Below are 23,078 nucleotides of genomic sequence, written 5' to 3'. Positions count from 1 at the left end.
ACATCTCCCGTGATGATTTTTCAGCTTTTTTTGCCCCCGCTTTCGGAGAGGCGGGACAGCACCGAGTGCAGCGATTTCAGCTCGTCCAGAACCATGGTGATCTCGTGGCGCAGTGCCGCCGACAGCGGCGGATGGTCGCCATCCCCCTCTTCCGCGCCCTCGTCGCCGTAGCGTCCGAATGCCTCGTCCGCCGATGCGGGGCCATCGCCGGCCCCGCCCTCGTCGGCATCCTCCGGCAGCGGCGGCGTCGGGTCGGACATGCGCCCTTCCTTCAGCAGGCGCTGCACGCCCTTGATGGTGTAGCGGTCCTCGTACAGCAGCGCCTGGATGCGCCGCAGAAGCTCGACATCCTCCGGCCGGTAATAGCGCCGGCCGCCGCCGCGCTTCAGCGGGCGGATCTGGGGAAACTTCGTCTCCCAGAACCGCAGCACATGCTGGGGCACGCCGAGGTCGGTCGACACCTCGCTGATGGTGCGATAGGCCGTGGCGGATTTCATGATGGGATCAGATCGCCGGCCGGCAGGACACCGCCCGGCAAGCGCCGGCGGTGGCGGCGATCCGCGAGGCGGCACGGCACGGCGATGGACGAAGCGTCCGGGTCATCGGTCAGCGGCCGGCGTCAGGACAGCGCCCGCGCGGGCGTCGGCGCCCCACCCTCCTGGACCTCGTTGATCCGGTGCTTCAGCACATGGCTGGCGCGGAAGACCAGGACGCGGCGCGGCAGGATCGGCACCTCTTCCCCGGTCTTGGGGTTGCGGCCGACCCGCTCGCCCTTCTGACGAACCTGGAAGCTGCCGAAGGAGGAGATCTTCACCATCTCCCCCCGGGCCAGCGCGTCGGAGATCTCGTCCAGGACGGTTTCGACCAGATCGGCCGATTCGTTGCGCGAAAGCCCGACCTCCTGGTAGACGGCTTCGCTCAGCTGGGCGCGCGTGACGGTACTTTGCGACATTGTTCGGCCTCCCCCCGCAACCATTGCGAAGACGGTAATCCGGGGAAAGAAGGTCCGTCAATTCAAAAGCTTGGCAGCCGCATACGGCCCGGCCGAAGCCCGGCCGGGAGTGCAGCGCAGCATGGAACCGGAGACGGTGGGAGAGGAGCCGCCGCGCCTTACCAGCGGATCAGCGCCGACCCCCAGGTCAGGCCGCCGCCGATGGCTTCCATCAGGATCAGGTCGCCGCGCTTGATGCGGCCGTCGGCCACCGCCTCGCCCAGCGCCAGCGGGATCGACGCGGCCGAGGTGTTGCCGTGGCGGTCGACCGTCAGCACGACCTTTTCCGGCGACAGCTTCATCTTGCGGGCCAACCCGTCGATGATGCGGCGATTCGCCTGATGCGGAACCATCCAGTCGATGTCGGTCGCTTCCAGCCCGTTGGCGGCCAGGGCCTCCTCCACCACCGCCGACAGCTTGGACACGGCGTGGCGGAAGATCTCCTGCCCGTGCATGCGGACATGGCCGATGGTGCCGGTCGACGACGCGCCGCCGTCGACATAGAGCAGGTCGTACTGGCTGCCGTCGGAATGGAGATGGGTGGACAGAACGGCTTGGTCGCTCGAATCGCCCTTGGCCTCATAGCCTTCCAGGACGATGGCGCCGGCGCCGTCGCCGAACAGCACGCAGGTGGTGCGGTCGTTCCAGTCCAGCAGGCGGGAGAAGGTCTCCGCCCCGATCACCAGGGCGCGGCGCGCCTGGCCGTTGCGCAGGAAATTGTCGGCCACCGACATGGCATAGACGAAGCCGGCGCAGACCGCCTGGATGTCCATGGCGAAGCCGATGGTGCCGAGCGCCGCCTGCACCTTGGTGGCGGTGGCCGGGAAGGTGTTGTCCGGCGTGGTGGTCGCCAGGATGATGCAGTCGATGCTGGCGGCCGGAACCCCGGCATGCTCCAGCGCCCGGGCCGCCGCGGCGATGGCGAGGTCGGAGGTCTTCTCCCCCTCCGCGGCGATGTGGCGGGACTTGATGCCGGTGCGCTGGACGATCCATTCGTCCGTCGTGTCGACCCGCTGTTCCAGATCCTGGTTGGTGACGACGTTGGACGGCAGGAAGATGCCGCAGCCCAGAACTCGGGAACGCATGACCATGGTTCAGCCCGCCGCCGCTTTCGTGTCGGGAAGAGGGCTGGCGTCGCCGATGCGCGCCATCTCTTCCTTGATGCGTTCATTGAAGCCGTGCGTCGCCAGGTTGATGGCGACCGCCACGGCATTGGCGAAGCCGACCGCGTCGGTGCCGCCATGGCTCTTCACGCAGACGCCGCGCAGTCCCAGGAACATCGCGCCGTTGTAGCGGCGCGGGTCGATCCGCTCGCGGAAGCGCTTGAAGGCGCCGCGTGCCAGCAGATAGCCGATCCGTGCCAGGAAGGACGTCGCGAAGGTGCGGCGCAGGAACTCGGAGAACAGCTTGGCCGTCCCCTCCGCCGTCTTCAGCGCCACGTTTCCGGTGAAGCCGTCGGTGACGATGACGTCCACCGTGCCCAGCCCGATGTCGGTGCCCTCGACGAAGCCATGGAAGCGGCCGGGCAGCGGCATGTCGCGCAGGCTCGTCGCCGCGGCACGCACCACCTCGTTGCCCTTCATGTCTTCCGAGCCGATGTTCAGCACGCCGATCGACGGCTCCGGCAGGCCCAGGATGGCACGCGCGAAGACGGCCCCCATCACGGCGAACTGGACGAGGTTTTCCGGCTGGCATTCGGCGTTGGCGCCGAGGTCCAGCATCACGCTCTCGCCCCGCTGCGTCGGGAAGAAGGAGGCCATCGCCGGCCGGTCGATGCCCGGCAGCGTCTTCAGCACGAACTTCGCCATCGCCATCAGGGCGCCGGTGTTGCCGGCCGACACGACGCAGGCCGCCTCGCCCGCCGCGACGGCGTCGATGGCAAGCCTCATGCTGGACTGGCGGCCGGCGCGCAGCGCCACCGCCGGCTTGGCGTCACCGGCCACGAAGTCGGCGGTGTGGCGGATTTCCGCCACCGCCTTCAACGCAGGCCGCTGGCTCAGCAGCGGTTCGATCCGCTGCTGGTCGCCGTACAGCAGAAAGCGCACGTCGGGATGACGCTCGCGCGCGATGTCCGCCCCGGCAATCACCATGTCGGGGCCGAGATCGCCACCCATGGCATCCAGGGCGATGGTCAGGCGCTGGCTCACCGCGAACAGGCTCCCCGGCTAGGACCCCGGCAGGGGCGGCTGGCGCCCCCGGTCATCGGGACCTCAGACAACGCGATCCGGATCAAGCGGCCGCGGTGCCGCTCTGAACCACTTCACGCTGGTCGTAATGGCCGCAAGACCCGCAGACGTGGTGCGGACGCTTCAGCTCGCCGCAGTTCTGGCACTCGTTGTAGGCCGAGGTCGGCAGAGCGTGGTGCGAACGACGCATGTTGCGCCGCGACTTGGAGGTCTTCTTCTTCGGAACAGCCATGACCGTGAACTCTCTTCATTGGAAAGGGCGGCCCGAACAAGGGCCGCCCAGCGCGAGCGGCATTCAATAAGGCAAATGCCCCCAAAGGGCAAGCCCGAACAACCCCCATTTCGCAACCCCGCGCCGCTCATTGGTGGGGGTGGAAACGCCGGCCCTTATACAAGGGACCGCGGGGAAAGCAACAGTCCGTTCAGTCCTGCGGCTTCAACTTCTGCAGGACGGCGAAGGGATTGGGTTTTTCGGGCTCTTCCACCACCTCGTCCTCCGCCGGGTCCTCCTCGTGGTCGACGAATTCGACTCCGTCGGCATGCGGATAGGGATCGAGGCCGAGCGACAGGTGCTGCGCGGTCAGCTCGCCGATGTCGATTCGGTTGTTTTCCATCGGCTCGGGAATGTCCTCGTCCGACAGAGAGGGGTCGATATCGATCTCCAGCCCCTCGTCCTCGATCATCGACTCCGGCGCGAAAAGGGCCTCGAAGCTCTCGCTGACATGGGCGGGCACCGGATCCAGCGTGACGACGCAGGTCTGGACCACGTCGGCCTCCAGCGTCCCGGACACCCGGATCATCTGGCCGCCGCGCACCGCGCGCAGCTTCACCGTGGCGGTCAGGCTGCCGATCGCCTCCAGCTCCAGCCGCTCGGCGAGCGCGCGGCGCTCCGCCTCCGTCGCTTCGATGGTTTCGGTCACGTCGGCGCGGCGCACCGCGTCGGCACTGACGAAGCGCTGGAATTCCGAGGCCGGCAGGGCGCCGTTGGCAGGGCTCATGGCGAAGACTCTCTGGTCGAAAACAAAATGGCGGGCGCGGCGGGCGCCCGCAACCCGATTCACATGCCGCCGCCGGGCCGGAAAGGCAAGCCTTCCGGCAATCCATTGAAGTCCCTCTCCCGCCCCGGGAGAGGGCAATCAGCGGCGGCACTCTACATATATAGTGTGCCGCTCAGGCCGGCAGGGTTGCGAAGCGGACCTCGCCCCGCATCAGCGACTCCAGCGGCTGGGCGTCGAGCGCGGCGGCGCTGGCATGGACATAGGCGGCCATCGCGGGCAGCGCCCCGTCGGGCACCGGGTCGACCGTGCCGTAGAGGTTGTTGTCCAGCGCGACCTCCAGCCCGCCGCCGTAGGACCCCGCCAGCGCCTCGTCATAGGCGCGGATGCGCCCGGCCATGCCGCGGGCCATCGTCTTGACGCGCCGGGGGATGCCGCTGTCGCCGGCCCCCATCTCCAGCAGCGACTTCTCGAAATCGTCGACCATCGCCTCATAGAGGCGCCGTGACAAATCGGCGGCCTCGGCGCCCTGCCCCTTCAGCCGGCGCATCACCAGCAGCAGGTGCAGCGCCACCATCTCGAAGCGGCCGTCCAGCGTGTCGGGCACGGCGAGCGCTCGGTAAAAGCCCGGTTCGCGGGCCTGGCCGACGATGGCGGTGAACAGCCCGCCCACCGCGGCGGCGTTGCGGGCACGCGCGCCGCCGCCGACATGATCCAGCAAAGGGCCCAGCAGACGGCCGATGAAGCTTCCTGACACGAACGGCAGCCCTTCCCCGACTCGGAGTCTCGTTGACAGGGCGAAGCGGCCGGTGCGATTGTCCCGGCTGGAGACCATCCACTGCCGTGGACGGCCTCCCTGCCCCGCCGGCTCCATCATAGCCCGAGCACCATGACCAGATCGAACTTTTCCGCCCCCCGCGCCGTCATTCGCACCACCCTGCTGGGCGGCGTCCTGCTCGCCGGCCTGGCCGCGACCGGCTGCTCGCCCACCCTCGCCACCCGCGGCAACCTGACGGACCCGCAGCTGGTGGCGGAGCTGCAGCCGGGCCAGAGCCGGCGCGACGACGTCGCCGCGGTGCTGGGCACGCCGACCTCGGTCGGCACCTTCGATCCGAACGTCTGGTACTACATCGGCCAGAAAACCGAGAAGACCGCCTTCTTCGAGCCGGAGGTGACGGAGCGCCGCGTCGTCGTCGCCCATTTCGACGATGCCGGCATCCTGCGCGAGATCAAGACGCTCGACAAGTCGAACGGCCAGGACATCGACCTGGTGGAGCGGACCACGCCGACCTCCGGCCGCGAGATGGGCTTCCTGGAACAGATGATGGGCAACGTCGGCCGCTTCTCGGCCAAGGACACCAAGGGCAAAGGCCCCGGCAGCTGACGCGTCGCCGATAGAGCGCCCCTCCTTGCCGTCTCACGACACCGGGACAGACCTGCGCCACATGCGCGCCGCCCTGTCGCTCGCCGCGCGCGGGCTCGGGCGGACCTGGCCCAACCCGGCGGTCGGCTGCGTTCTGGTCCGCGACGGTGCGGTGATCGGCCGCGGCTGGACCCAGCCCGGCGGCCGCCCCCATGCCGAGACCGAGGCACTGGCCCGCGCCCGCGCCCTGTCGGGCGGAGCCGAGGGCGCCACAGCCTATGTCACGCTCGAACCCTGCAACCACTATGGCAAGACGCCGCCCTGCGCCCTGGCCCTGGTCGAGGCGAAGGTGGCGCGGGTCGTCGTCGCCTGCCAGGATCCGGACCCGCGGGTCGCCGGCGGCGGGCTGGCCCGGCTGCGCGACGCCGGGATCGCGGTCGTCACCGGCGTCTGCGAAGCCGAGGCGCTGGCCCTGAACCACGGCTTCTTCAGCCGCATCACGCTGGGCCGCCCGCTGGTCACGCTGAAAATCGCCAGCACGCTCGATGGCCGCATCGCCACCGCCACCGGCGAATCGCAATGGATCACCGGCCCCACCGCCCGTGCCTGGGGCCATCGGCTGCGCGCCGGCCATGACGCGATCCTCGTCGGCATCGGCACTGCGCTGGCTGACGATCCCGAGCTGACCTGCCGCCTGCCCGGCCTGGAAGACCGCAGCCCGGTGCGCGTGGTGGTGGACGGCCGCCTGCGCCTGCCGCCGACGGCGAAGCTTGCCGCCGGGGCCGGACGCATCCCGACCTGGGTCGTCACCGGCCCGTCTCCCGACGGCGCCCGTGCCGCGGCGCTGGCCGCGCGCGGCGTCGAGGTGATCCCGACCGCCATCGGCGCGGACGGGCACGTCGACCCGGCCGCCGCGATGGCCGCCCTCGCCTCCCGCGGCATCACCCGCGTCCTGGTGGAAGGCGGTGCGGCAATCGCCGGCGCCCTGCTCGGCGCCGGGCTGGTCGACCGGCTGGAATGGTTCCGCGCCGCTTCGCTGATCGGCGGCGACGGGCTGCCGGCGGTCGCCGGCTTCGGAGTCGCGGCGCTGGCCGCCATGGCACGCTTCGAGCGCATCGAGCTCCGCAGTGCCGGCGCCGATCTGGCCGAAAGCTACCGCCGCACCGCCTCCTGACCACCGGCTCGCCGCCGGTGTGATGCACGCAACAGACCGTTGCGCCGCCCGCGGTGTCGCGCCCGCTTCCCCTGGCCGCGAAACCTGCTAAATTCCCGGCATGTTCACCGGAATCATCACCGATGTCGGGCGCGTCCAGGCCGTGGAACGGCAGGGCGACACCCGGTTCACCATCGAGACCGCCTTCGATACGGAGACGATCGCGATCGGGGCGTCCATCGCCCACAACGGCGTCTGCCTGACGGTCATCGAAAAGGGACCGGGGGCCTACGTCATCCAGGCCTCAGGCGAGACCCTGTCGAAGACGACGCTCGGCGGGTGGGAGCCCGGCACGCGCATCAACCTGGAGCGCGCGCTGAAGGTCGGCGACGAGCTGGGCGGCCACATCGTGTCCGGCCATGTCGACGGCGTCGGCCGGCTGCTGTCGATCCGCCCCGAGGGCGAATCGCTGCGCCTGACCTTCGAGGCGCCGGCCGGCCTCGCCAGATACATCGCGCCCAAGGGCTCGGTCGCCATCGACGGCGTGTCGCTGACCGTCAACGAGGTCGACGGCAGCCGCTTCGGCGTCAACATCATCCCCCATACCCAGACCGCCACCACCTTCGGCGGGCTGACGGAGGGCGATGCGGTCAATCTCGAAATCGACATGCTGGCGCGCTACGTCGCCCGGCTCGCGGGGCAGGAATGACGTCCGAGTTTCACCATTACCTGTCGACCGCCGAAGAGATCATCGAAGAGGCGCGTCAGGGCAGGATGTTCATCCTGGTCGACGACGAGGACCGGGAGAACGAGGGCGATCTGGTGATCCCCGCCTCCTGCGCCACGCCGGACGCGGTGAACTTCATGGCCAAGCATGGGCGCGGCCTGATCTGCCTGACCATGGACCGGCCGAACATCGAACGGCTGCGCCTGCCGCTGATGGCGCAGCAGAACGCCTCGCGCCACCAGACCGCCTTCACCGTCTCGATCGAGGCGCGCGAGGGGGTGACCACCGGCATCTCGGCCGCCGACCGCGCCCGCACCATCGCCGTCGCCATCGACCCGTCGTCGGGTCCGCAGGATCTCGCCACCCCCGGCCACATCTTCCCGCTGCTGGCGCGTGACGGCGGCGTGCTGGTCCGCGCCGGCCATACCGAGGCGTCGGTCGACATCGCCCGGCTGTCCGGCCATTCCAACTCGGCCGTGATCTGCGAGATCATGAACGACGACGGCACCATGGCCCGCCTGCCCGATCTGGTGCAGTTCGCCCAGTTCCACGGGCTGAAGGTCGGCACCATCGCCGACCTGATCGCCTACCGCCGCCGCACCGAGACCATCGTCGAACAGGTGCTGGCCGGCAATCTCGACAGCCGCTACGGCGGCCGCTTCCAGAGCTACGTCTACATCAACAAGATCCAGTATGCCGAGCACATCGCCCTGGTGCGCGGCGACATCTCCGGCGACGAGCCGGTGCTGGTGCGCATGCATGCCCAGTCGGTGCTGGACGACGTGCTGGGCGACCGCAATTCCGGCCGCGACAACGACCTCCACGCCTCGATGGAACTGATCGCCAAGGAAGGCCGCGGCGTCGTCGTGCTGCTGCGCGAGCCGAACCCGAACGGCCTGTCGGTCACGCTGAAGGCCCGGCTGGAAGGCCAGGCCGGCAGCATGCCGGAACTGCGCGACTACGGCATCGGCGCGCAGATCCTGCTGGATCTCGGCGTGCGCAAGATGGTGCTGATCTCCAACCGCAAGAAGCCGATCATCGGGCTGGAGGGCTACGGCCTGACCGTGGTCGGCCACCGCGCCATCAACCCGGGTGCCAGCGACCCGGGCGAGGACTGAGGACCAGAACGCCGCCGGATGACCGACACGCCCCATATCATGGTCGTGGACGCCCGCGTCCACGAGGACGTCGCCGACGAACTGGCGCGTGGCGCCGTCGCGGAACTGGACCGCGCCGGCGCCACGCACATCCGTTATGGCGTGCCCGGCTGCCTGGAGCTTCCGGCGGCGATCATGTACGCCATCCGCTCGATGGATTTCTTCACCGCCCGCAAGCGCTTCGACGGCTATGTCGCGCTGGGCTGCGTGATCCGGGGCGAGACGACGCGCTACGACACCATCTGCGCCGAAAGCGCCCGCGGCCTCCAGGATCTGGCCCTGCGCTACAGCCTGGCGGTCGGAAACGGCATCCTGACGGTGGAAAACCGCGAGCAGGCCTGGGCGCGGGCCAATGTCGGATCGGTCAACATGGGCGGCCGCGCCGCGCGGGCCTGTCTTGACATGATTGACCTGAAGCGCAAATTCCGCCTCTATCCGCGCTGATCCCGACATCTCCTCTCTTTTAGCGACTGCAGGCCATGAGCAACGACGACGCGGGCAGCCCCGTGACACCCGATCACGCCCCCAAGGGCGGCGACTCCAAGGGCAAATCGAAGTCCCGCAAGAACAAGACCGGCGGCGGCTCGGCCAAGGCGCGCCGCAAGGCCGCCCGTCTGGCCGCGGCCCAGGCGCTGTACCAGATCGATCTGGCCCAGGCCCCGGTCGAGAACGTCGTCGGCGAGTTCGTCGCCCACCGGCTGGGCGAGGAGATCGACGGCGACAAGTTCGTCGCCGGCGATCCGCAGCTGTTCGCCGACATCGTGCGCGGCGCGATCCACCGCCGGGCCGAGGTCGACGGGGTGCTGGGCGCGGCGCTCGACCCGCGCTTCCCGCTCGACCGGCTGGAGCTGCTGCTGCGCGCCATCCTGCGCGCCGGCGCCTATGAGATCGCTGTCCATCTCGACACCCACCCGCGCATCCTGATCAGCGAGTATGTCGACGTCGCCCGCGCCTTCTTCTCCGGCCGCGAGCCGGCGATGGTGAACGGCGTGCTCGACCATGTCGCCCGCGCGCTGCGCGCCGAAGACCTCGCCAAGCCCGACCCCGGCCGCGGCGCGGCCGAGGAGTAGAAAATACCCTCTCCCGCCCCGGGAGAGGGAGGGACCCGCCGAAGGCGGGAGGGTGAGGGGTGATCCGGACATGGATCCGCTCTGATCCTTGGATCACCCCTCACCCTTCCCAAGCTGAGCTTGGGCCCCTTCCCTCTCCCGGGGCGGGAGAGGGAGTGTGAAGGCACTCCCCCAATGACCAAGCCCCTCGGCGAGTTCGGCCGCATCTCCCGCTTCTTCAAGCCGCTGGCCGCCGGGTTCCCCGGCGCCCGCGGTCTGCGCGACGATGCCGCCGTGTTCGGCGTGCCGGAGGGCCGGGAACTGGTGGTCACCACCGACGCCATGGTCGCCGGGGTGCATTTCTTCCCCGACGACGCCCCGGCCGACATCGCCGCCAAGCTGATGCGCAGCAACCTGTCCGACCTCGCCGCCATGGGGGCGGAGCCGCTGGCCTACACGCTGGTGACCGCCCTGCCCCGCGGGCTGGACGAATCCTGGCTGGAAGGCTTCGCCGCCGGCCTCGGCGAGGACCAGCGGCGATTCGGCATCGCGCTGGCCGGCGGCGATTCGGTCTCCACCACCGGGCCGGTCACCCTGTCGGTGACCGCCTTCGGGCTGGTCCCCGCCGGCCGCGCCCTGCCGCGCTGGGGAGGCCGGCCGGGCGACCGCGTCTTCGTCACCGGCAGCATCGGCGACGCCGCCCTCGGGCTGGAGATCGCCTATGGCAGGCTCGACGTCCCGGACGAGGAAACCAGCGCCCATCTCCTGCGCCGCCTGCGCCGGCCGGACCCACGCACCACCATCGGGCCGCGCCTGATCGGGCTGGCCGGCGGCGCCATGGACGTGTCGGACGGGCTGGTCGCCGACCTCGGCCATCTCTGCGGGGAATCCGGCTGCGCCGCCCTGCTGCGGGCCGAAGCGGTGCCGCTGTCGGACGCCGCCCGCGGTGCCATCGACGGCGACCCGGTACGGCTGGCGCTCGCCATCACCGGCGGCGACGATTACGAGCTTCTCTTTACCGCCCCCGCCGCGGCCCGCGACGATCTGGCCGCCCTGTCGGCGGATTGCGGAGTCGCCATCACCGAGATCGGCGAACTCCACCCCGGCACGCCCGGCGAGGTCTCGGTGCTGGATGCGGCCACAACGCCCCTGCCGCTGACAAGGCGCGGCTGGGACCATTTCTGATACGGTCCCATCCGAGGCCGCTCACTTAAGACAATCGAAAGCATCGGCGGCGCAGGGTTCGGCGCTTTCTCGTCTGTGTAAGGTGTGCTGCCGTGGTCAAGGCCCTGATCGTGCTCGTGCTCGGCATCCTGCTGCTGGGCGGCGCCGGCTTCGGCGGCTGGTTCGTCTACCAGAAATACTTCACCGCGCATCCGGAAGAGCCCAAGAAGGTCGAGCCGCCGCCCAAGCCGCCCACCGCCTTCGTCCGGTTGGCCCCGCTGGTCGTGCCGATGATCGGACCATCCCGAGTCGAGCAGTTCGTGACCGTGGTGGTCACGGTGGAGGTGATCCTGGAGAAGCAGCCGATGGTCCAGGCCAACCAGCCCCGCCTGACCGACGCCTTCCTCACCGCGCTCTATGGCGGCATCGGCGACAAGTCGATCCTGAACGGCGCTTTGGTCAATATTCCTGCCGTAAAGGCCAAATTGGTCGAGGCGGCCGGTAAAGTCGTGGGCAAGGATGCGGTCCATGACGTGCTTGTCCAGGCGGTTACCCAGCGCAATCTCTGACCGTCCCCTGCAGCACCCGCAATTTGCGCCCATTTCGCAGTGCAGACTCCCGGCACTACCCATAAAGGCCAGGCCCACCCCCAGCCATTTCGCCGCGTCCCGTCGGCCCGTCCGGCGGTTGCAAAGCGCCGAAGCCGGGCGCATGCTTTTTCCCGATAATACTTGCGCCCGACTTCTCCCCCACTTGACCAAGGTCGGGAGACAGCCTTTCCGGGGCGCGACCTTAAAATCAATCGGGGGATGCGATGGCTTTAGCGTTCATCGTCATCATCGCCGCCGGCCTGCTCGCGCTGGCCTACGGTTATCGGACCGGAAAAGAAGTCATGGCCGCGTCGCCGGGATCCGAACGGATGCAGGCCATCGCCGCCGCGGTGCAGGAAGGGGCGCGCGCCTATCTGAACCGCCAATACACCACCATCGCCATCGCCGGCGCCGTCCTGCTGGTCATCCTGTGGGCGACGCTGGGCTTTCCGGTGGCTTTGGGTTTCCTGATCGGCGCCGTGCTGTCGGGCAGCGCCGGCTATGTCGGCATGAACGTCTCGGTCCGCGCCAATGTCCGCACGGCCGAGGCCGCCACCCGCGGCTTGGCCCCGGCGCTGGACATCGCCTTCAAGTCGGGGGCGATCACCGGCATGCTGGTGGTCGGGCTCGGCTTGCTGGGGGTCGGCGGCTATTTCGGCGTCCTGACGCTGGTCTACCGCGTCAACGATCCCGTCGAGGTCCGCACCGTGCTGGAGGCGCTGGTGGCGCTCAGCTTCGGCGCCTCGCTGATCTCGATCTTCGCCCGGCTGGGCGGCGGCATCTTCACCAAGGGAGCGGACGTCGGTGCCGACCTCGTCGGCAAGGTGGAGGCCGGCATCCCGGAGGACGACCCGCGCAACCCGGCGGTCATCGCCGACAATGTCGGCGACAATGTCGGCGACTGTGCCGGGATGGCCGCCGACCTGTTCGAAACCTACGCCGTCACCATCGTCGCCACCATGCTGTTGGCGGCGATTTTCTTTACCGGCGGCGTCTTGCGGATGATGCTGATCTATCCGCTGCTGATCGGCGCCGTCTGCATCCTGGCCTCGATCGCCGGCACCTTCGCGGTGAAGCTCGGCCCCGACAACGCCATCATGAAGGCGCTCTACAAGGGGCTGATCGTCGCGGCCGGCCTGTCGCTGGTGCTGATCCTGATCGTCACCGCGATCCTGTTCGGCTTCACCCGCGCCATCACCATGACCGACGGCGTGTCGATCACCGGCTTCAACCTTCTGGTCTCGGCCCTGGTCGGGCTCGGCGTCACCGGCCTCCTGGTCTGGATCACCGAATTCTACACCTCGACCGTCTACCGCCCGGTGCGCAGCGTCGCCAAGGCGTCGGAGACCGGGCACGGCACCAACGTCATCCAGGGCCTCGCCGTTTCGATGGAGTCCACCGCCCTGCCGGTGATCGTCATCTGTGCCGGCATCCTGATCGCCCATGGGCAGGCCGGCGTCTTCGGCATCGGCATCGCCGCGACGACGATGCTGGCGCTGGCCGGCATGGTGGTGGCGCTCGACGCCTATGGCCCGGTCACCGACAATGCCGGCGGCATCGCCGAGATGTCGGACATGCCCGCCAACATCCGCGTCACCACCGACGCGCTGGACGCCGTCGGCAACACCACCAAGGCGGTGACCAAGGGATACGCCATCGGCTCCGCCGGTCTGGCGGCGCTGGTCCTGTTCGCCGCCTATGTCCAGGACCTCGGCCATTACTTCCCCAACATCGCGGTCGAGTTCCGGCTGAACGATCCCTATGTCGTCGTCGGGCTGCTGGTGGGCGGCCTGCTGCCCTATCTGTTCGGCGCCATGGGCATGACCGCCGTCGGCCGCGCCGCCGGATCGGTGGTGGTGGAGGTGCGGCGCCAGTTCCGCGAGATCCCCGGCATCATGGAGGGCACGGCCAAGCCCGACTACGGCCGCGCCGTCGACATGCTGACCAAGGCGGCGATCAAGGAGATGATCATTCCCTCGCTGCTGCCGGTGCTGGCCCCGGTGGTCCTCTATGTGGTGATCGCCGCCATCGGCGGCCGGCCGGCCGGTTTCGCCGCGCTGGGCGCCATGCTGCTGGGCACCATCGTCACCGGCATCTTCGTCGCCATCTCGATGACGTCGGGCGGCGGCGCCTGGGACAACGCCAAGAAATTCATCGAGGAGGGCAACCATGGCGGCAAGGGATCCGACGCCCACAAGGCGGCGGTGACCGGCGACACCGTCGGCGACCCCTACAAGGACACCGCCGGCCCAGCGGTGAACCCGATGATCAAGATCACCAACATCGTGGCGATCCTGCTGCTGGCGATCCTGGCGCAGTTCGGGTGAAGACCGCGGGAGGGGCGGTGCAATCGCCCGCCCCTCTCCCGCGGGAAGACCTCACATCCCCGGCGAGGCGTCCGGGCCCAGCTGCCCGACGAACTCGTTGAAGTCGGAGGCTTCGCGGAAGTCCTTGTAGACCGAGGCGTAGCGGATGTAGGCGACCTGATCCATCGTCTGCAGCGCCTCCATGATCTTCTCGCCGATCTGCTTCGACGGGATCTCGCTCTCGCCGGAGGATTCGAGCTGGCGGACCATGCTGTTCACCACCCGGTCGATGCGGTCGCCGTCGATCGGACGCTTGCGCAGCGCGACCCTCATCGACCGCAGGAGCTTCTCGCGGTCGAAGGGCTCGCGCTGGCCGTTGCTCTTCACCACCGTCAGCTCGCGCAGCTGGACGCGTTCGAAGGTGGTGAAACGGGCGCTGCAACTGGGACAGAAGCGCCGCCGGCGGATTGCCGAGTTGTCTTCGGTCGGGCGCGAATCCTTGACCTGGGTGTCCTCGTTTCCGCAGAACGGGCAGCGCATCTGGTGATTTCCCCGTCGATTACAGGCGATTACAGAGTGGGGTAGATCGGGAACTGGCGGCACAGGCCGCGCACCCGCTCGCGCATCGCCGCCTCGACCGCCGTGTTGTCGCCGGAGTTGCTGGCGGCCAGACCGTCCAGCGTCTCGACGATCATTTCGCCGACCTGTTTGAACTCGGCGGTGCCGAAACCGCGGGTGGTCGCCGCCGGGCTGCCCAGGCGGACGCCGGAGGTGATCATCGGCTTCTGCGGGTCGAACGGCACGCCGTTCTTGTTGCAGGTCATGCCGGCATGCTCGAGGCTGGCTTCCGCCGCCTTGCCGGTCAGGTTCTTCGGACGCAGGTCGACCAGCACGATGTGGCTGTCGGTGCCGCCCGAGACGATGTCCAGCCCACCGGCGATCAGCGTCTTGGCCAGGATCTGGGCGTTGTCGACGACCGCCTGGGCGTAGGTCTTGAACTCCGGACGCAGCGCCTCGGCGAAGGCCACCGCCTTCGCGGCGATGACATGCATCAGCGGGCCGCCCTGCAGGCCGGGGAACACCGCCGAGTTGATCTTCTTGGCGATGTCTTCCTTGTTGGTCAGCACCATGCCGCCGCGCGGGCCGCGCAGCGTCTTGTGGGTGGTGGTGGTCACCACGTCGGCATAGGGGAACGGGTTCGGATAGACGCCGCCGGCGATCAGGCCGGCATAATGGGCGATGTCGACCATGAAGAAGGCACCGACCTCGTCCGCGATGGCGCGGAAGCGCTCGTAGTCCAGCACGCGCGGATAGGCCGAGCCGCCGGCGATGATCAGCTTCGGCTTGTGTTCGCGGGCCAGCGCCTCGACCTGGTCGAAGTCGATCAGGTGGTCGTCCTTGCGCACGCCGTACTGCACGGCCTTGAACCACTTGCCCGACAGGTTGGGGGCGGCGCCATGGGTCAAGTGGCCGCCGGCGGCCAGCGACATGCCCAGCACGCAGTCGCCCGGCTGCAGCAAGGCCAGCAGCACCGCCTGGTTGGCCTGGGAGCCGGAGTTCGGCTGCACGTTGGCGAAATCGCAGCCGAACAGCTTGCAGGCGCGCTCGATCGCCAGGGTCTCGGCGACGTCGACGAACTCGCAGCCGCCGTAGTAGCGCTTGCCCGGGTAGCCCTCGGCATATTTGTTGGTCAGGACCGAGCCCTGCGCCTCGAGCACCGCCTGAGAGACGATGTTCTCGGACGCGATCAGCTCGATCTGCTCCTGCTGGCGGACCAGCTCGTCGCGCACCGCGCGGGCCAGTTCGGGATCGGTCTCGGCGAGCGAGGCGGCGAAGAAGCGGCCGATCTCGGCGCTGTTGCTGCTGGTCATGGCGGAAGGTTCCTCATCGAAGGACGTAAAGCCGGCCGGACACCCGGTCGGGCCGGCTTCCATCGGGTTTCCGGGCTTTGCGGCCCGAGCAGGTTCTTCCGGGAGCTGTCGCGTCCCGGTTGCGGGCCTTGGTGGCCAAATATCGGCCAGGAGAAACGGCGCGAAAACGCGCTCAGCCCATCTTGGCGATGCGGCGGCTGTGGCGCTCGCCACCTTCGAATTCGGTCTTCAGGAAGATGTCGACGCAATCCTTGGCAATCTCCGGCCCGACGACGCGGGCGCCCAGCGCGATCACGTTGGCATCGTTGTGCTCGCGCGACAGGCGCGCGGTGGTCATGTCATGGACCAGGGCGGCGCGGATGCCGGGGTGCCGGTTGGCGGCGATGCTGATGCCGATGCCGCTGCCGCAGATCAGCACGCCGCGCTGCGCTCGGCCATCCGTCACCGCGGCGGCCAGCGCCGCGGCGAAGTCCGGGTAATCGACCGAGGCCGGCCCGTCGGTACCGAGATCGAGAACGGTGTAGCCGGCGCCCTCGAGTTGCCGGGCGATCTGCGCCTTCAGCTCATAGCCGGCGTGATCGGAAGCGAGTGCCACGGTGCGGACGGTCATGACGGCGGAAACTCCGGTGCGTACGGTAACGGATGCACAAACCGCGACAGGGGCGGCAATGCGGCCGGCAATGCGGCGAAAGACGCCAGCACCCTACCAGATGTCGGTGCCAACCGCCACAGCCACACCATGACGTGGATGCATGGCTAAACCCGGACTGAAAACCGGCACCGAAACCGAAACTAAACCAAAAATTGAATTTCCGGCCCGAGATGCGAGACTGGAGAACCGGGCGTGAAGCCCGGACGCCCTTTGCCGCCTATCCGCTCCCTCGCTCCCAGTACCGGTGGATCGGCATTTCGAGCGCCAAGAAAGTGTGGCGGCGGTTTTCGCCTCTTCGTTGCCGGGCGCTCGAAACAAGGGAGATAACCGATTCGTTATAGGAGCGGGAAATCAGCCAATTGCCGGAGCGGGGTCGGGGGAAAATCGCAAGCCCGCGCTTACTAGACGTGCCCTAAAGCCGCGACACAGCCACAACCCGGCAACGATTTTCAGCGAAAGCTGATTTGCGCCTCGTTCCTTTGTTCTGGCCGCCAAGAGCAACTAATTTGCCGTTCGCGGAAATTATATTGACACTCAAATCACGGTATGCAACTTGGTTCGTACGGACAAATGAAAAACCAGGACACAGTGCAATGAGCGACCAGCTTCGCGCCGATGTACCGGACAATGCGCTGCTGCGGATGACCGCCGACATCGTATCGGCGTATGTCAGCAAGAACGTGTTGCCTGCTCAGCAAATTCCCGACGTGATCAATACGGTCTACTCGTCGCTGACCGGCTTGAATGGTCAGCCTCGTGAGGTCGCGGCGGAGCCGCTGAAGCCCGCCGTTCCGATTCGCAAGTCGGTGACGCCCGAATACATCGTCTGCCTGGAAGACGGGAAGAAGTTGAAGATGCTGAAGCGGCACCTTCGCTCCACCTACAACATGTCGCCGGACGAATATCGCTCCCGCTGGGGACTTCCGCCGGACTATCCGATGGTTGCGCCGAACTATGCCGCTCAGCGTTCGGAATTCGCCAAGCGCATCGGCCTCGGCCGCAGCTCTGGCCGTCAGACCCGCCGCAAGGCCGGCTGACCGAGAAAAGTCCGTATGCAACGCGGGCCGATCCCCCCGGGATGCGGCCCGCGTGCGTGTCAAGGCGACGGCAAGCCCGTCGAATTGGTTGAAGGTGCGCCTCCCGCGTCCCGGTTTTCACCAGTCTCCTGGGGATAACGCCCGCCGCGCATCCCCATGGCGGGCGGGCCGCCCGCCTCAGTTGGCGCAGCCCTTCCGTCCCGACAGGCGGCAGTTGAAACGATCGACGTTGCGACTCAATTCCCGCCCGGTCGCCACATTCTCTTCATTCAGGCAAGTCAGGTACGCCATCGACTTGTCGACATACTCCTTCACCTCGCCCTGACAGGACGACATCTTGTCGGCGCTGAGGAAGGTCGACTGGTCGTCCATGCACAGCGGCACCCCCGGCTTCAGGCAGCCCGCGGCCGGTGTCGTCGCCTGGGGCGCGGATGCCGCACCACCGGCCTGCGCTCCCGCATTTGACGATGCGGCACCGGCCGTCGGCGGCTTTCCGCCATGGTCCTGCCCTCCATGTCCCGGCTTCTGGCTCCCCGCGCCCTGGCTGGAAGCCGCGGCGGCTGTCGTCGCTGTCGTCGCCAGCACCGGCAGGGCCGCCCCCAAGGCGGTTGCCGTCAACGCCGCCGACATCAGCGACACGCGCAGGAAAGCCGTCACACGAACCATGGCCTCGATCCTCTGGTGTTTCGTTCCTCTGTCCGAAAGCCGGTTTGGAAGCGGCCCCGGCCGGCACTTCCGCTTAAACGGACGGACGGCGCAGGAAAAGGGCCTTATCTATGCGCCATTCGTTCGGAGATGGGCGGTTCTACAAGCGTTACATCCGCTGCGCCAGTGTCAACGGGCAGGCATAGGTCTACTGTCGGGGTCGAGCGGTTCGCTCTACGACCGGCAGTCCGGTCCAGGGCTTATGCACAAGCGAGGCCCGAGGCCATGATTGCCGGCGGAGGTATGCCGGCGCTCACCATCAGCAAAAGCCAGACTTCCACGCGCGCCGTCGGTCCCATCCGGCGGCGCGTTTTCTTTGCCCCACTGCCGGAAAAAATTGTCGGGAAAGGCGCCCCCCGACGCCAGACGTCAGTAAAGGCCGCCCCGCTTGGGTCCCGGCTTTCCCGGTCCGCCATTGCCGGGATCCTTTCCGGCGTCCTTGGCGTCCTTGTTCTGGACGAAACGCAGCTTGCTGATCGCGGTCCGCTTCAGCAACTCCAGGCTGCCGGTCGCCGGGCCGGCCACCGTCACCTCGACGCCCGTCCGGCCGTCGATGGCGGTGACCCTCAGATAGCTGCCGACCCGCTGGAACTCGAACAGCACCTCGCCATCACCACCTGCCGTCCCACCCGCTGCCGTCATGATCCGCGCACTCCCTTGCCCAAAAGCCGATCTCCCTTCGAGACCGCAACATCCGGTGGCGGTCGCTGTTGTCCACGCTGCCATTCGGCGCGAAGGAGCCCAGGCTCCGCCAACACCCATAGCGAGGAAGGACCATCACAATGGCCGCCAAGACGATGCAGGATCTGCTGATCGAGGATCTTCGCGACATCTACCACGCCGAGAAGCAGATCGCGAAGGCCCTGCCCAAGATGGCGAGGGCCGCCAGTTCCGCCCAGCTCCGTCAAGCGTTCGAAGCCCATCTGGAACAGACCAACGGCCAGATCGAACGGTTGCAGCAGGTCTTCGAGGAACTGGACACCCGTCCCCGCGGCAAGCATTGCGACGCCATGGAAGGACTGATCAGCGAGGCGCAGGAAATCCTGGAAATGGGCCTTGCCCCCGAGGTCCAGGACGCCGCCCTGATCGCCGCCGCCCAGAAGGTCGAGCATTACGAGATCGCCAGCTACGGCACGTTGCATGCCTATGCCACCGCCTGCGGCCTCGACACGGTCGCCCAGTTGCTGGACGAGACTCTGCAGGAGGAAAAGGACACCGACACCCTGCTGAACAAGCTGGCGATCGGCGACGTCAACAAGAAGGCGATGGCGGCCAGCGGCAAGAAAGCCGCCTGAGTTCCATCCGAAGCCCGAAGTTTCCCCAAAAGGCGAAATCTCTCCTGAAGCAAAGCCCACTGTGACCAATCCTCCCGGCCCTGACTAAGGGCCGGGCCCCGGTTGCAACCACCGCGTCGGACCGGTAGCATCGCCGCCATCCGGTCCTTCGCGGTATCCTGTCATGCGCGGCCTTCTGTCTGCCCTCAGCCTTGCCCTGGTCCTGACGCTCCCGTCGGCACAGTCGGCCATTGCCAACGAAGGGGCGCCGGGCGCCCTGCCGCCGTCGGTGCGGATCAAGCCGCTGATGGTCCCGGTGGTGAATGCCGGCCGGATCGAGAAATACACCCAGGTCGAAGTGAACCTGGAAGTCGGCGACGCCCTGAAGCTGGGCGAGGTGCAACTGAGCATTCCCCGCCTGCAGGACGCCATCCTGACCGCCATCTACAAGGGAGTCGACGAAGGCTGGATCGTCCGCGGCAACATCGCGAACGTTCCCGCCCTGCGCCGTCGCATCGACGAATCGGTCGTCGCCATGTTCGGCAAGGATGTCGTCACCCGCATCCTCATCACGCCGATCGCGCGCCAGTCCTCGCTGCAATAGAGCGTCGCCGCAAGAAACCACTCCCAACTTCGTGCCGGAAGGATCGAGTCACCATGGCCGTCGTCTATGTCGCGCGCAGTGCCGCCCTGACGAAATGGGCGTCCGATGTCGGACAGGGAAAGCACATCTACAAGCTGGGGATCGCGGTGGACGACGACGCGGTCAACGCCGCGGTCGCCGCCGGATGGGGTGGGGAGACCGATTGGAAGCTCATCCAGTCCAAGCAGGTCGACGAATCGGATGAGGAAGAGGCACTGGCCCGTCTCGCCCGGCGCGAGAAGGCGATCGATCCCACCTATTATCCGCGTCTCAAGGGGGCTGCCGGCGTGTTCCGCATCACCCTGACCAATGTGCAGAACAGCATGCTGGTCGCCAAGGCGATGACCGCCGACGAGCCGCTGACCGACGTCAAGGTCAAGCCGAAGGACATCGCCGACTATATGATCCGCAACGCGACTGCCTGAGTCTCCCGGAACAATGCCCGCTCCTCCCATCCGCCGCACCGCCTTCGATGCCCTGACGCTGACCGACCTGCACGACCTGCTGGCGCTTCGCAGCAGCGTCTTCGTCGTCGAGCAGTCCTGCCCTTATCCGGACATCGACGGCCGCGATCCCGCCGCCCTTCACCTGATCGCGACGGACGGGAAAGGTGACATCGTCGGTTGCGCCCGCTGCCTCGAACCCGATGGCGAGGCGCCCGATGCGACGGTCTCCTTCGGCCGGCTCGCGGTCGACCGGTCGCAACGCTCCACCGGGCTGGGGCGGGCGCTGGTGGTGGAATCGCTGGCGGTGCTGTCGGAACGCTGGCCCGGCCTCGACGTGGTCATCGGCGCGCAGCTTTACCTGGAGCGCTTCTACGGCAGCTTCGGCTTCGTTCGGGAAACCGAACCCTATGACGACTTCGGCATCCTCCACATCGATATGCGGCTGCGGCGCTGACCCTGGATCGCCGGACCGCGAGGGGTCGCGGCACGACGGATCGAACGCCCCCTCAAGCGAGATTGTCGAGCAGGGAGCATCGGCAAGACGCCCCCTCCCCCACTCTCCTCAAAGCCCGGCGATCGCTCAATGCGACAGCAGCAGCGGCACCGGGCAGGTGCGCAGGACATGCCGGGTGCCGCTGCCGCGGTGCAGGAACGGGAAGCCGTAATGGCCGTGGGCGCCCATCACCAGCAGGTCGGCGCCGGTGTCCATGGCGCGGGCCAGCAGCGCGTCCATCGCACCGATGTCGGTGACGGTGAAGTGGGTCTGCTCCGCCGTCACGCCGTGGAAGGCGAGATGATCGAGCACGCCGACCCGCGGCGCCTCGGCCGCCGAACTCGATGCCTGGGTCAGCACGGTGATCACCGTCACCTCGTCGGCCTTCTCCAGCATCGGCATGGCGTCGGACAGGGCGCGGGCGGCCTCGCGCTCGGCGTTCCAGGCGACGGCGACGCGCTTGCCGATCACCGCGAAGCGGCCGGCATAGGGAACGACCAGCACCGGGCGGCCGGAATTCAGCACCACCTGCTCGTTCAGTTCCTCCGGCGCCGCCTGGGATCCGGCCTCGCGGTCGTATTGACCCAGCACCGTCAGGTCGGCGAAGCGCGACCAGATGATGACCTCGCGGATGACGTGGTTGTACTCGCCATGGGTCAGGCCGTGCCACTGGCCCTGCAGGCCGGAGGCGGCGAGCTTTTCCTTGAACAGCGCCTCGCTGCGGGATGCCGCCTCGACCAGATGGTCGCTGGACCGGCGGGCGATCACGCTGGTGGCATTGCGGTCGCCCTGCGCGAACAGGCCGCGCAGGAAGGCGCCGTGGCGCTGGGCCAGCGCAACGGCGGCGTCGAGCCGCGCCTCGACATGCGGGCTGCTGTCGAGATGGACGAGGATGTGCTTGTAAGTCATGCGGGTCCTCCCGGTATGGAATGCGCCGTCTTCCGACATCCGCCATTCTCCGCAGGACCGACGACCGCTCCGGCGGATTGTTTCATATGCATCATGTTTGGCCGGACGGCGTTCGTCCAGCCTGCGGTGAAAGGCCGCGACGGCCTGGGGCGCCGCCGCCCCGGTCAGGCGTCGCGGAACCGACCATAGGTGTAATGGGCGGCACAGGCCCCCTCGGCCGAGACCATGCAGGAGCCCATCGGGTTTTCCGGCGTGCAGACGGTGTCGAACAGCTTGCAGTCGGTCGGCCGCTTCACCCCACGCAGGATGGCGCCGCAATCGCAGCCCTTGTGGTCGGGCACGCTGGCCCCGGCAATGGGGAAGCGCCGCTCGGCGTCGAAGGCGGCATAGGCCTCGCGCAGCTTCAGCCCGCTATGCGGGATGCTGCCCAGGCCGCGCCATTCGAAGGACGTCCGGGTCTCGAAGATCTCCAGCACCAGCGCCTGGGCCTTGCGGTTGCCGTCGGCGGTGACGGCACGGGTGAACTGGTTCTCGACCTCCGCCCGCCCGTCGTTGATCTGGCGGACCAGCATCAGGATCGATTGCAGCACGTCCAGCGGCTCGAATCCGGAGATCACCACCGGCTTGCCATGCTCGGCCGCGGCGGGAGCATAGGCTTCCGACCCGATGACGACGGACACATGGGCCGGCCCGACGAAGCCGTCGAGCGACAGCCCCTCGTCCTTTCCCGACAGGATCCCCTGGATGGCCGAAGGGGTGAGCACATGGTTGCAGAAGACCGAGAAATTGCTCAGCCCCTGCGCGGCCGCGGCACGGACCGCCAGCGCGGTGGGCGGGGTCGTCGTTTCGAATCCGATGGCGAGGAACACCACCTGCCGCTCCGGGTTCTCCGCGGCGATCCGCACCGCCGCGTCGGCCGACACCACCATGCGCACGTCGGCACCCTGCGCCTTGGCCTTCAGCAGGCTGAGCCGCCCCGATCCGGGAACGCGCATGACGTCGCCATAGGTGCACAGCGTCACCTCCGGCCGGCGGGCCAGCGCGATCGCGTCGTCGATCCGTCCCACCGGCAACACGCAGACCGGGCAGCCCGGTCCATGGATCATCCGGACATTGTCCGGCAGAAGGTCGGGAATGCCATAGCGGGAGATGGCATGGGTATGGCCGCCGCAGAACTCCATCAGGTGATAGGAGCGCTCCGCCCGCACCTCCCGCGCGATGGCGGCGGCGACGTTGCGGGCAAGAACCGGATCGCGGAACTCTTCGACATATTTCATGGTCGCCCCCTCTGCCCCGCCATTTCACCCGCAAGGCTGATCCCATGCGTTGATACGGATCAAGAGGGAAGTCCGGAAAGCCGCGTTGCC

At 67.9% G+C, this 23,078-nt stretch carries 28 protein-coding genes; 14 read left to right on the top strand and 14 right to left on the bottom strand.

The window, feature by feature from the left end:
* Positions 1–20: 20 nt before the first annotated feature.
* From JHL17_RS28755 to JHL17_RS28725, 7 genes are all read right to left on the bottom strand, one after another.
* A complete protein-coding gene (locus JHL17_RS28755) occupies positions 21–497 on the bottom strand; it encodes a MerR family transcriptional regulator (RefSeq protein ID WP_200198061.1) in 477 nt (158 codons plus the stop codon).
* Positions 498–619: 122 nt separating this feature from the next.
* On the bottom strand, positions 620–952 hold the full coding sequence (locus JHL17_RS28750) for an integration host factor subunit alpha (RefSeq protein WP_200198060.1): 333 nt from the start codon (positions 950–952) through the stop codon (positions 620–622).
* A 158-nt stretch (positions 953–1,110) separates the two neighbouring features.
* Positions 1,111–2,082 (bottom strand): beta-ketoacyl-ACP synthase III, encoded by a 972-nt coding sequence (locus JHL17_RS28745; RefSeq protein WP_282189372.1) that lies wholly within the window; start codon positions 2,080–2,082, stop codon positions 1,111–1,113.
* 3 nt (positions 2,083–2,085) lie between these two features.
* On the bottom strand, positions 2,086–3,138 hold the full coding sequence (gene plsX / locus JHL17_RS28740; protein WP_200198058.1) for a phosphate acyltransferase PlsX: 1,053 nt from the start codon (positions 3,136–3,138) through the stop codon (positions 2,086–2,088).
* Between the two features lie 82 nt (positions 3,139–3,220).
* Positions 3,221–3,409, bottom strand: a complete 189-nt coding sequence (gene rpmF, locus JHL17_RS28735) for a 50S ribosomal protein L32 (RefSeq protein ID WP_085088893.1) — start codon at positions 3,407–3,409, stop codon at positions 3,221–3,223.
* 190 nt (positions 3,410–3,599) lie between these two features.
* Positions 3,600–4,175 carry a YceD family protein gene (locus tag JHL17_RS28730; RefSeq protein WP_200198057.1) on the bottom strand — a complete coding sequence of 192 codons (576 nt, stop codon included), beginning with the start codon at positions 4,173–4,175 and terminating at the stop codon, positions 3,600–3,602.
* A 172-nt stretch (positions 4,176–4,347) separates the two neighbouring features.
* Positions 4,348–4,929, bottom strand: coding sequence for a ubiquinol-cytochrome C chaperone family protein (locus JHL17_RS28725; protein ID WP_200198056.1), 582 nt, complete (start codon positions 4,927–4,929; stop codon positions 4,348–4,350).
* Between the two features lie 132 nt (positions 4,930–5,061).
* On the opposite strand from JHL17_RS28725, the gene JHL17_RS28720 reads away from it, so the two are divergent.
* From JHL17_RS28720 to JHL17_RS28680, 9 genes are all read left to right on the top strand, one after another.
* Positions 5,062–5,556: an outer membrane protein assembly factor BamE gene (locus JHL17_RS28720; RefSeq protein ID WP_200198055.1), complete on the top strand. Its 495-nt coding sequence runs from the start codon at positions 5,062–5,064 to the stop codon at positions 5,554–5,556.
* Between the two features lie 61 nt (positions 5,557–5,617).
* Complete coding sequence (ribD, locus tag JHL17_RS28715; protein ID WP_200198492.1) at positions 5,618–6,709, top strand: bifunctional diaminohydroxyphosphoribosylaminopyrimidine deaminase/5-amino-6-(5-phosphoribosylamino)uracil reductase RibD; 1,092 nt, start codon at positions 5,618–5,620, stop codon at positions 6,707–6,709.
* A 100-nt stretch (positions 6,710–6,809) separates the two neighbouring features.
* A complete protein-coding gene (locus JHL17_RS28710) occupies positions 6,810–7,397 on the top strand; it encodes a riboflavin synthase (protein ID WP_200198054.1) in 588 nt (195 codons plus the stop codon).
* On the top strand, positions 7,394–8,533 hold the full coding sequence (gene ribB / locus JHL17_RS28705) for a 3,4-dihydroxy-2-butanone-4-phosphate synthase (RefSeq protein WP_200198053.1): 1,140 nt from the start codon (positions 7,394–7,396) through the stop codon (positions 8,531–8,533). The genes JHL17_RS28710 and ribB overlap by 4 nt, the downstream gene beginning before the upstream one ends.
* A gap of 18 nt (positions 8,534–8,551) precedes the next feature.
* Positions 8,552–9,016 carry a 6,7-dimethyl-8-ribityllumazine synthase gene (gene ribH / locus JHL17_RS28700; protein WP_200198052.1) on the top strand — a complete coding sequence of 155 codons (465 nt, stop codon included), beginning with the start codon at positions 8,552–8,554 and terminating at the stop codon, positions 9,014–9,016.
* Positions 9,017–9,051: 35 nt separating this feature from the next.
* Positions 9,052–9,642, top strand: coding sequence for a transcription antitermination factor NusB (nusB, locus tag JHL17_RS28695; RefSeq protein WP_200198051.1), 591 nt, complete (start codon positions 9,052–9,054; stop codon positions 9,640–9,642).
* 174 nt (positions 9,643–9,816) lie between these two features.
* A complete protein-coding gene (gene thiL, locus JHL17_RS28690) occupies positions 9,817–10,806 on the top strand; it encodes a thiamine-phosphate kinase (protein WP_200198050.1) in 990 nt (329 codons plus the stop codon).
* Positions 10,807–10,898: 92 nt separating this feature from the next.
* Positions 10,899–11,354 (top strand): hypothetical protein, encoded by a 456-nt coding sequence (locus JHL17_RS28685; protein ID WP_200198049.1) that lies wholly within the window; start codon positions 10,899–10,901, stop codon positions 11,352–11,354.
* Positions 11,355–11,599: 245 nt separating this feature from the next.
* Positions 11,600–13,702 (top strand): sodium-translocating pyrophosphatase, encoded by a 2,103-nt coding sequence (locus tag JHL17_RS28680; RefSeq protein ID WP_200198048.1) that lies wholly within the window; start codon positions 11,600–11,602, stop codon positions 13,700–13,702.
* A 51-nt stretch (positions 13,703–13,753) separates the two neighbouring features.
* Here JHL17_RS28680 and nrdR read toward each other — a convergent pair whose 3' ends face one another.
* From nrdR to rpiB, 3 genes are all read right to left on the bottom strand, one after another.
* Complete coding sequence (nrdR, locus tag JHL17_RS28675; protein WP_200198047.1) at positions 13,754–14,221, bottom strand: transcriptional regulator NrdR; 468 nt, start codon at positions 14,219–14,221, stop codon at positions 13,754–13,756.
* A gap of 29 nt (positions 14,222–14,250) precedes the next feature.
* A complete protein-coding gene (glyA, locus tag JHL17_RS28670; RefSeq protein ID WP_200198046.1) occupies positions 14,251–15,552 on the bottom strand; it encodes a serine hydroxymethyltransferase in 1,302 nt (433 codons plus the stop codon).
* Positions 15,553–15,724: 172 nt separating this feature from the next.
* The gene (gene rpiB / locus JHL17_RS28665) at positions 15,725–16,162 is read right to left on the bottom strand and encodes a ribose 5-phosphate isomerase B (RefSeq protein WP_200198045.1); all 438 of its coding nucleotides are present in this window, start codon (positions 16,160–16,162) and stop codon (positions 15,725–15,727) included.
* A 635-nt stretch (positions 16,163–16,797) separates the two neighbouring features.
* Here rpiB and JHL17_RS28660 point away from each other — a divergent pair.
* On the top strand, positions 16,798–17,241 hold the full coding sequence (locus JHL17_RS28660) for a Ros/MucR family transcriptional regulator (protein ID WP_042701716.1): 444 nt from the start codon (positions 16,798–16,800) through the stop codon (positions 17,239–17,241).
* 177 nt (positions 17,242–17,418) lie between these two features.
* On the opposite strand, the gene JHL17_RS28655 is transcribed toward JHL17_RS28660, so the two are convergent.
* Together JHL17_RS28655 and JHL17_RS28650 are read right to left on the bottom strand one after the other, a co-directional pair.
* A complete protein-coding gene (locus JHL17_RS28655) occupies positions 17,419–17,907 on the bottom strand; it encodes a hypothetical protein (protein WP_200198044.1) in 489 nt (162 codons plus the stop codon).
* Between the two features lie 408 nt (positions 17,908–18,315).
* A complete protein-coding gene (locus JHL17_RS28650) occupies positions 18,316–18,588 on the bottom strand; it encodes a DUF6898 family protein (RefSeq protein WP_200198043.1) in 273 nt (90 codons plus the stop codon).
* Between the two features lie 140 nt (positions 18,589–18,728).
* Here JHL17_RS28650 and JHL17_RS28645 point away from each other — a divergent pair, with 140 nt between their 5' ends.
* From JHL17_RS28645 to JHL17_RS28630, 4 genes are all read left to right on the top strand, one after another.
* A complete protein-coding gene (locus tag JHL17_RS28645; RefSeq protein WP_200198042.1) occupies positions 18,729–19,241 on the top strand; it encodes a YciE/YciF ferroxidase family protein in 513 nt (170 codons plus the stop codon).
* A 163-nt stretch (positions 19,242–19,404) separates the two neighbouring features.
* On the top strand, positions 19,405–19,824 hold the full coding sequence (locus tag JHL17_RS28640; RefSeq protein ID WP_200198041.1) for a hypothetical protein: 420 nt from the start codon (positions 19,405–19,407) through the stop codon (positions 19,822–19,824).
* 53 nt (positions 19,825–19,877) lie between these two features.
* Complete coding sequence (locus JHL17_RS28635) at positions 19,878–20,288, top strand: hypothetical protein (protein ID WP_200198040.1); 411 nt, start codon at positions 19,878–19,880, stop codon at positions 20,286–20,288.
* A gap of 13 nt (positions 20,289–20,301) precedes the next feature.
* Positions 20,302–20,763, top strand: a complete 462-nt coding sequence (locus JHL17_RS28630) for a GNAT family N-acetyltransferase (protein WP_200198039.1) — start codon at positions 20,302–20,304, stop codon at positions 20,761–20,763.
* A 126-nt stretch (positions 20,764–20,889) separates the two neighbouring features.
* On the opposite strand, the gene JHL17_RS28625 is transcribed toward JHL17_RS28630, so the two are convergent.
* Both JHL17_RS28625 and hypD read right to left on the bottom strand, forming a co-directional pair.
* On the bottom strand, positions 20,890–21,711 hold the full coding sequence (locus tag JHL17_RS28625; protein WP_200198038.1) for a universal stress protein: 822 nt from the start codon (positions 21,709–21,711) through the stop codon (positions 20,890–20,892).
* A 164-nt stretch (positions 21,712–21,875) separates the two neighbouring features.
* Positions 21,876–22,988, bottom strand: coding sequence for a hydrogenase formation protein HypD (gene hypD, locus JHL17_RS28620; protein ID WP_200198037.1), 1,113 nt, complete (start codon positions 22,986–22,988; stop codon positions 21,876–21,878).
* Positions 22,989–23,078 lie beyond the last annotated feature (90 nt).

Origin of the sequence: Azospirillum endophyticum, assembly GCF_016595245.1 — a bacterium.
GTDB classification, from domain to species: Bacteria; Pseudomonadota; Alphaproteobacteria; order Azospirillales; family Azospirillaceae; genus Azospirillum; species Azospirillum endophyticum.
This window is presented reverse-complemented; position numbering and strand designations above follow the sequence as displayed.

Bases quoted from the DNA above. Each gene is read 5' to 3' on its own strand.
- JHL17_RS28755 (WP_200198061.1), bottom strand. From the start codon at position 497: ATGAAATCCGCCACGGCCTATCGCACCATCAGCGAGGTGTCGACCGAC.
- JHL17_RS28750 (WP_200198060.1), bottom strand. From the start codon at position 952: ATGTCGCAAAGTACCGTCACGCGCGCCCAGCTGAGCGAAGCCGTCTAC.
- JHL17_RS28745 (WP_282189372.1), bottom strand. From the start codon at position 2,082: ATGGTCATGCGTTCCCGAGTTCTGGGCTGCGGCATCTTCCTGCCGTCC.
- rpmF (WP_085088893.1), bottom strand. From the start codon at position 3,409: ATGGCTGTTCCGAAGAAGAAGACCTCCAAGTCGCGGCGCAACATGCGT.
- JHL17_RS28730 (WP_200198057.1), bottom strand. From the start codon at position 4,175: ATGAGCCCTGCCAACGGCGCCCTGCCGGCCTCGGAATTCCAGCGCTTC.
- JHL17_RS28720 (WP_200198055.1), top strand. From the start codon at position 5,062: ATGACCAGATCGAACTTTTCCGCCCCCCGCGCCGTCATTCGCACCACC.
- ribD (WP_200198492.1), top strand. From the start codon at position 5,618: ATGCGCGCCGCCCTGTCGCTCGCCGCGCGCGGGCTCGGGCGGACCTGG.
- JHL17_RS28710 (WP_200198054.1), top strand. From the start codon at position 6,810: ATGTTCACCGGAATCATCACCGATGTCGGGCGCGTCCAGGCCGTGGAA.
- ribB (WP_200198053.1), top strand. From the start codon at position 7,394: ATGACGTCCGAGTTTCACCATTACCTGTCGACCGCCGAAGAGATCATC.
- ribH (WP_200198052.1), top strand. From the start codon at position 8,552: ATGACCGACACGCCCCATATCATGGTCGTGGACGCCCGCGTCCACGAG.
- nusB (WP_200198051.1), top strand. From the start codon at position 9,052: ATGAGCAACGACGACGCGGGCAGCCCCGTGACACCCGATCACGCCCCC.
- thiL (WP_200198050.1), top strand. From the start codon at position 9,817: ATGACCAAGCCCCTCGGCGAGTTCGGCCGCATCTCCCGCTTCTTCAAG.
- JHL17_RS28680 (WP_200198048.1), top strand. From the start codon at position 11,600: ATGGCTTTAGCGTTCATCGTCATCATCGCCGCCGGCCTGCTCGCGCTG.
- nrdR (WP_200198047.1), bottom strand. From the start codon at position 14,221: ATGCGCTGCCCGTTCTGCGGAAACGAGGACACCCAGGTCAAGGATTCG.
- glyA (WP_200198046.1), bottom strand. From the start codon at position 15,552: ATGACCAGCAGCAACAGCGCCGAGATCGGCCGCTTCTTCGCCGCCTCG.
- rpiB (WP_200198045.1), bottom strand. From the start codon at position 16,162: ATGACCGTCCGCACCGTGGCACTCGCTTCCGATCACGCCGGCTATGAG.
- JHL17_RS28660 (WP_042701716.1), top strand. From the start codon at position 16,798: ATGAGCGACCAGCTTCGCGCCGATGTACCGGACAATGCGCTGCTGCGG.
- JHL17_RS28655 (WP_200198044.1), bottom strand. From the start codon at position 17,907: ATGGTTCGTGTGACGGCTTTCCTGCGCGTGTCGCTGATGTCGGCGGCG.
- JHL17_RS28650 (WP_200198043.1), bottom strand. From the start codon at position 18,588: ATGACGGCAGCGGGTGGGACGGCAGGTGGTGATGGCGAGGTGCTGTTC.
- JHL17_RS28645 (WP_200198042.1), top strand. From the start codon at position 18,729: ATGGCCGCCAAGACGATGCAGGATCTGCTGATCGAGGATCTTCGCGAC.
- JHL17_RS28640 (WP_200198041.1), top strand. From the start codon at position 19,405: ATGCGCGGCCTTCTGTCTGCCCTCAGCCTTGCCCTGGTCCTGACGCTC.
- JHL17_RS28635 (WP_200198040.1), top strand. From the start codon at position 19,878: ATGGCCGTCGTCTATGTCGCGCGCAGTGCCGCCCTGACGAAATGGGCG.
- JHL17_RS28630 (WP_200198039.1), top strand. From the start codon at position 20,302: ATGCCCGCTCCTCCCATCCGCCGCACCGCCTTCGATGCCCTGACGCTG.
- JHL17_RS28625 (WP_200198038.1), bottom strand. From the start codon at position 21,711: ATGACTTACAAGCACATCCTCGTCCATCTCGACAGCAGCCCGCATGTC.
- hypD (WP_200198037.1), bottom strand. From the start codon at position 22,988: ATGAAATATGTCGAAGAGTTCCGCGATCCGGTTCTTGCCCGCAACGTC.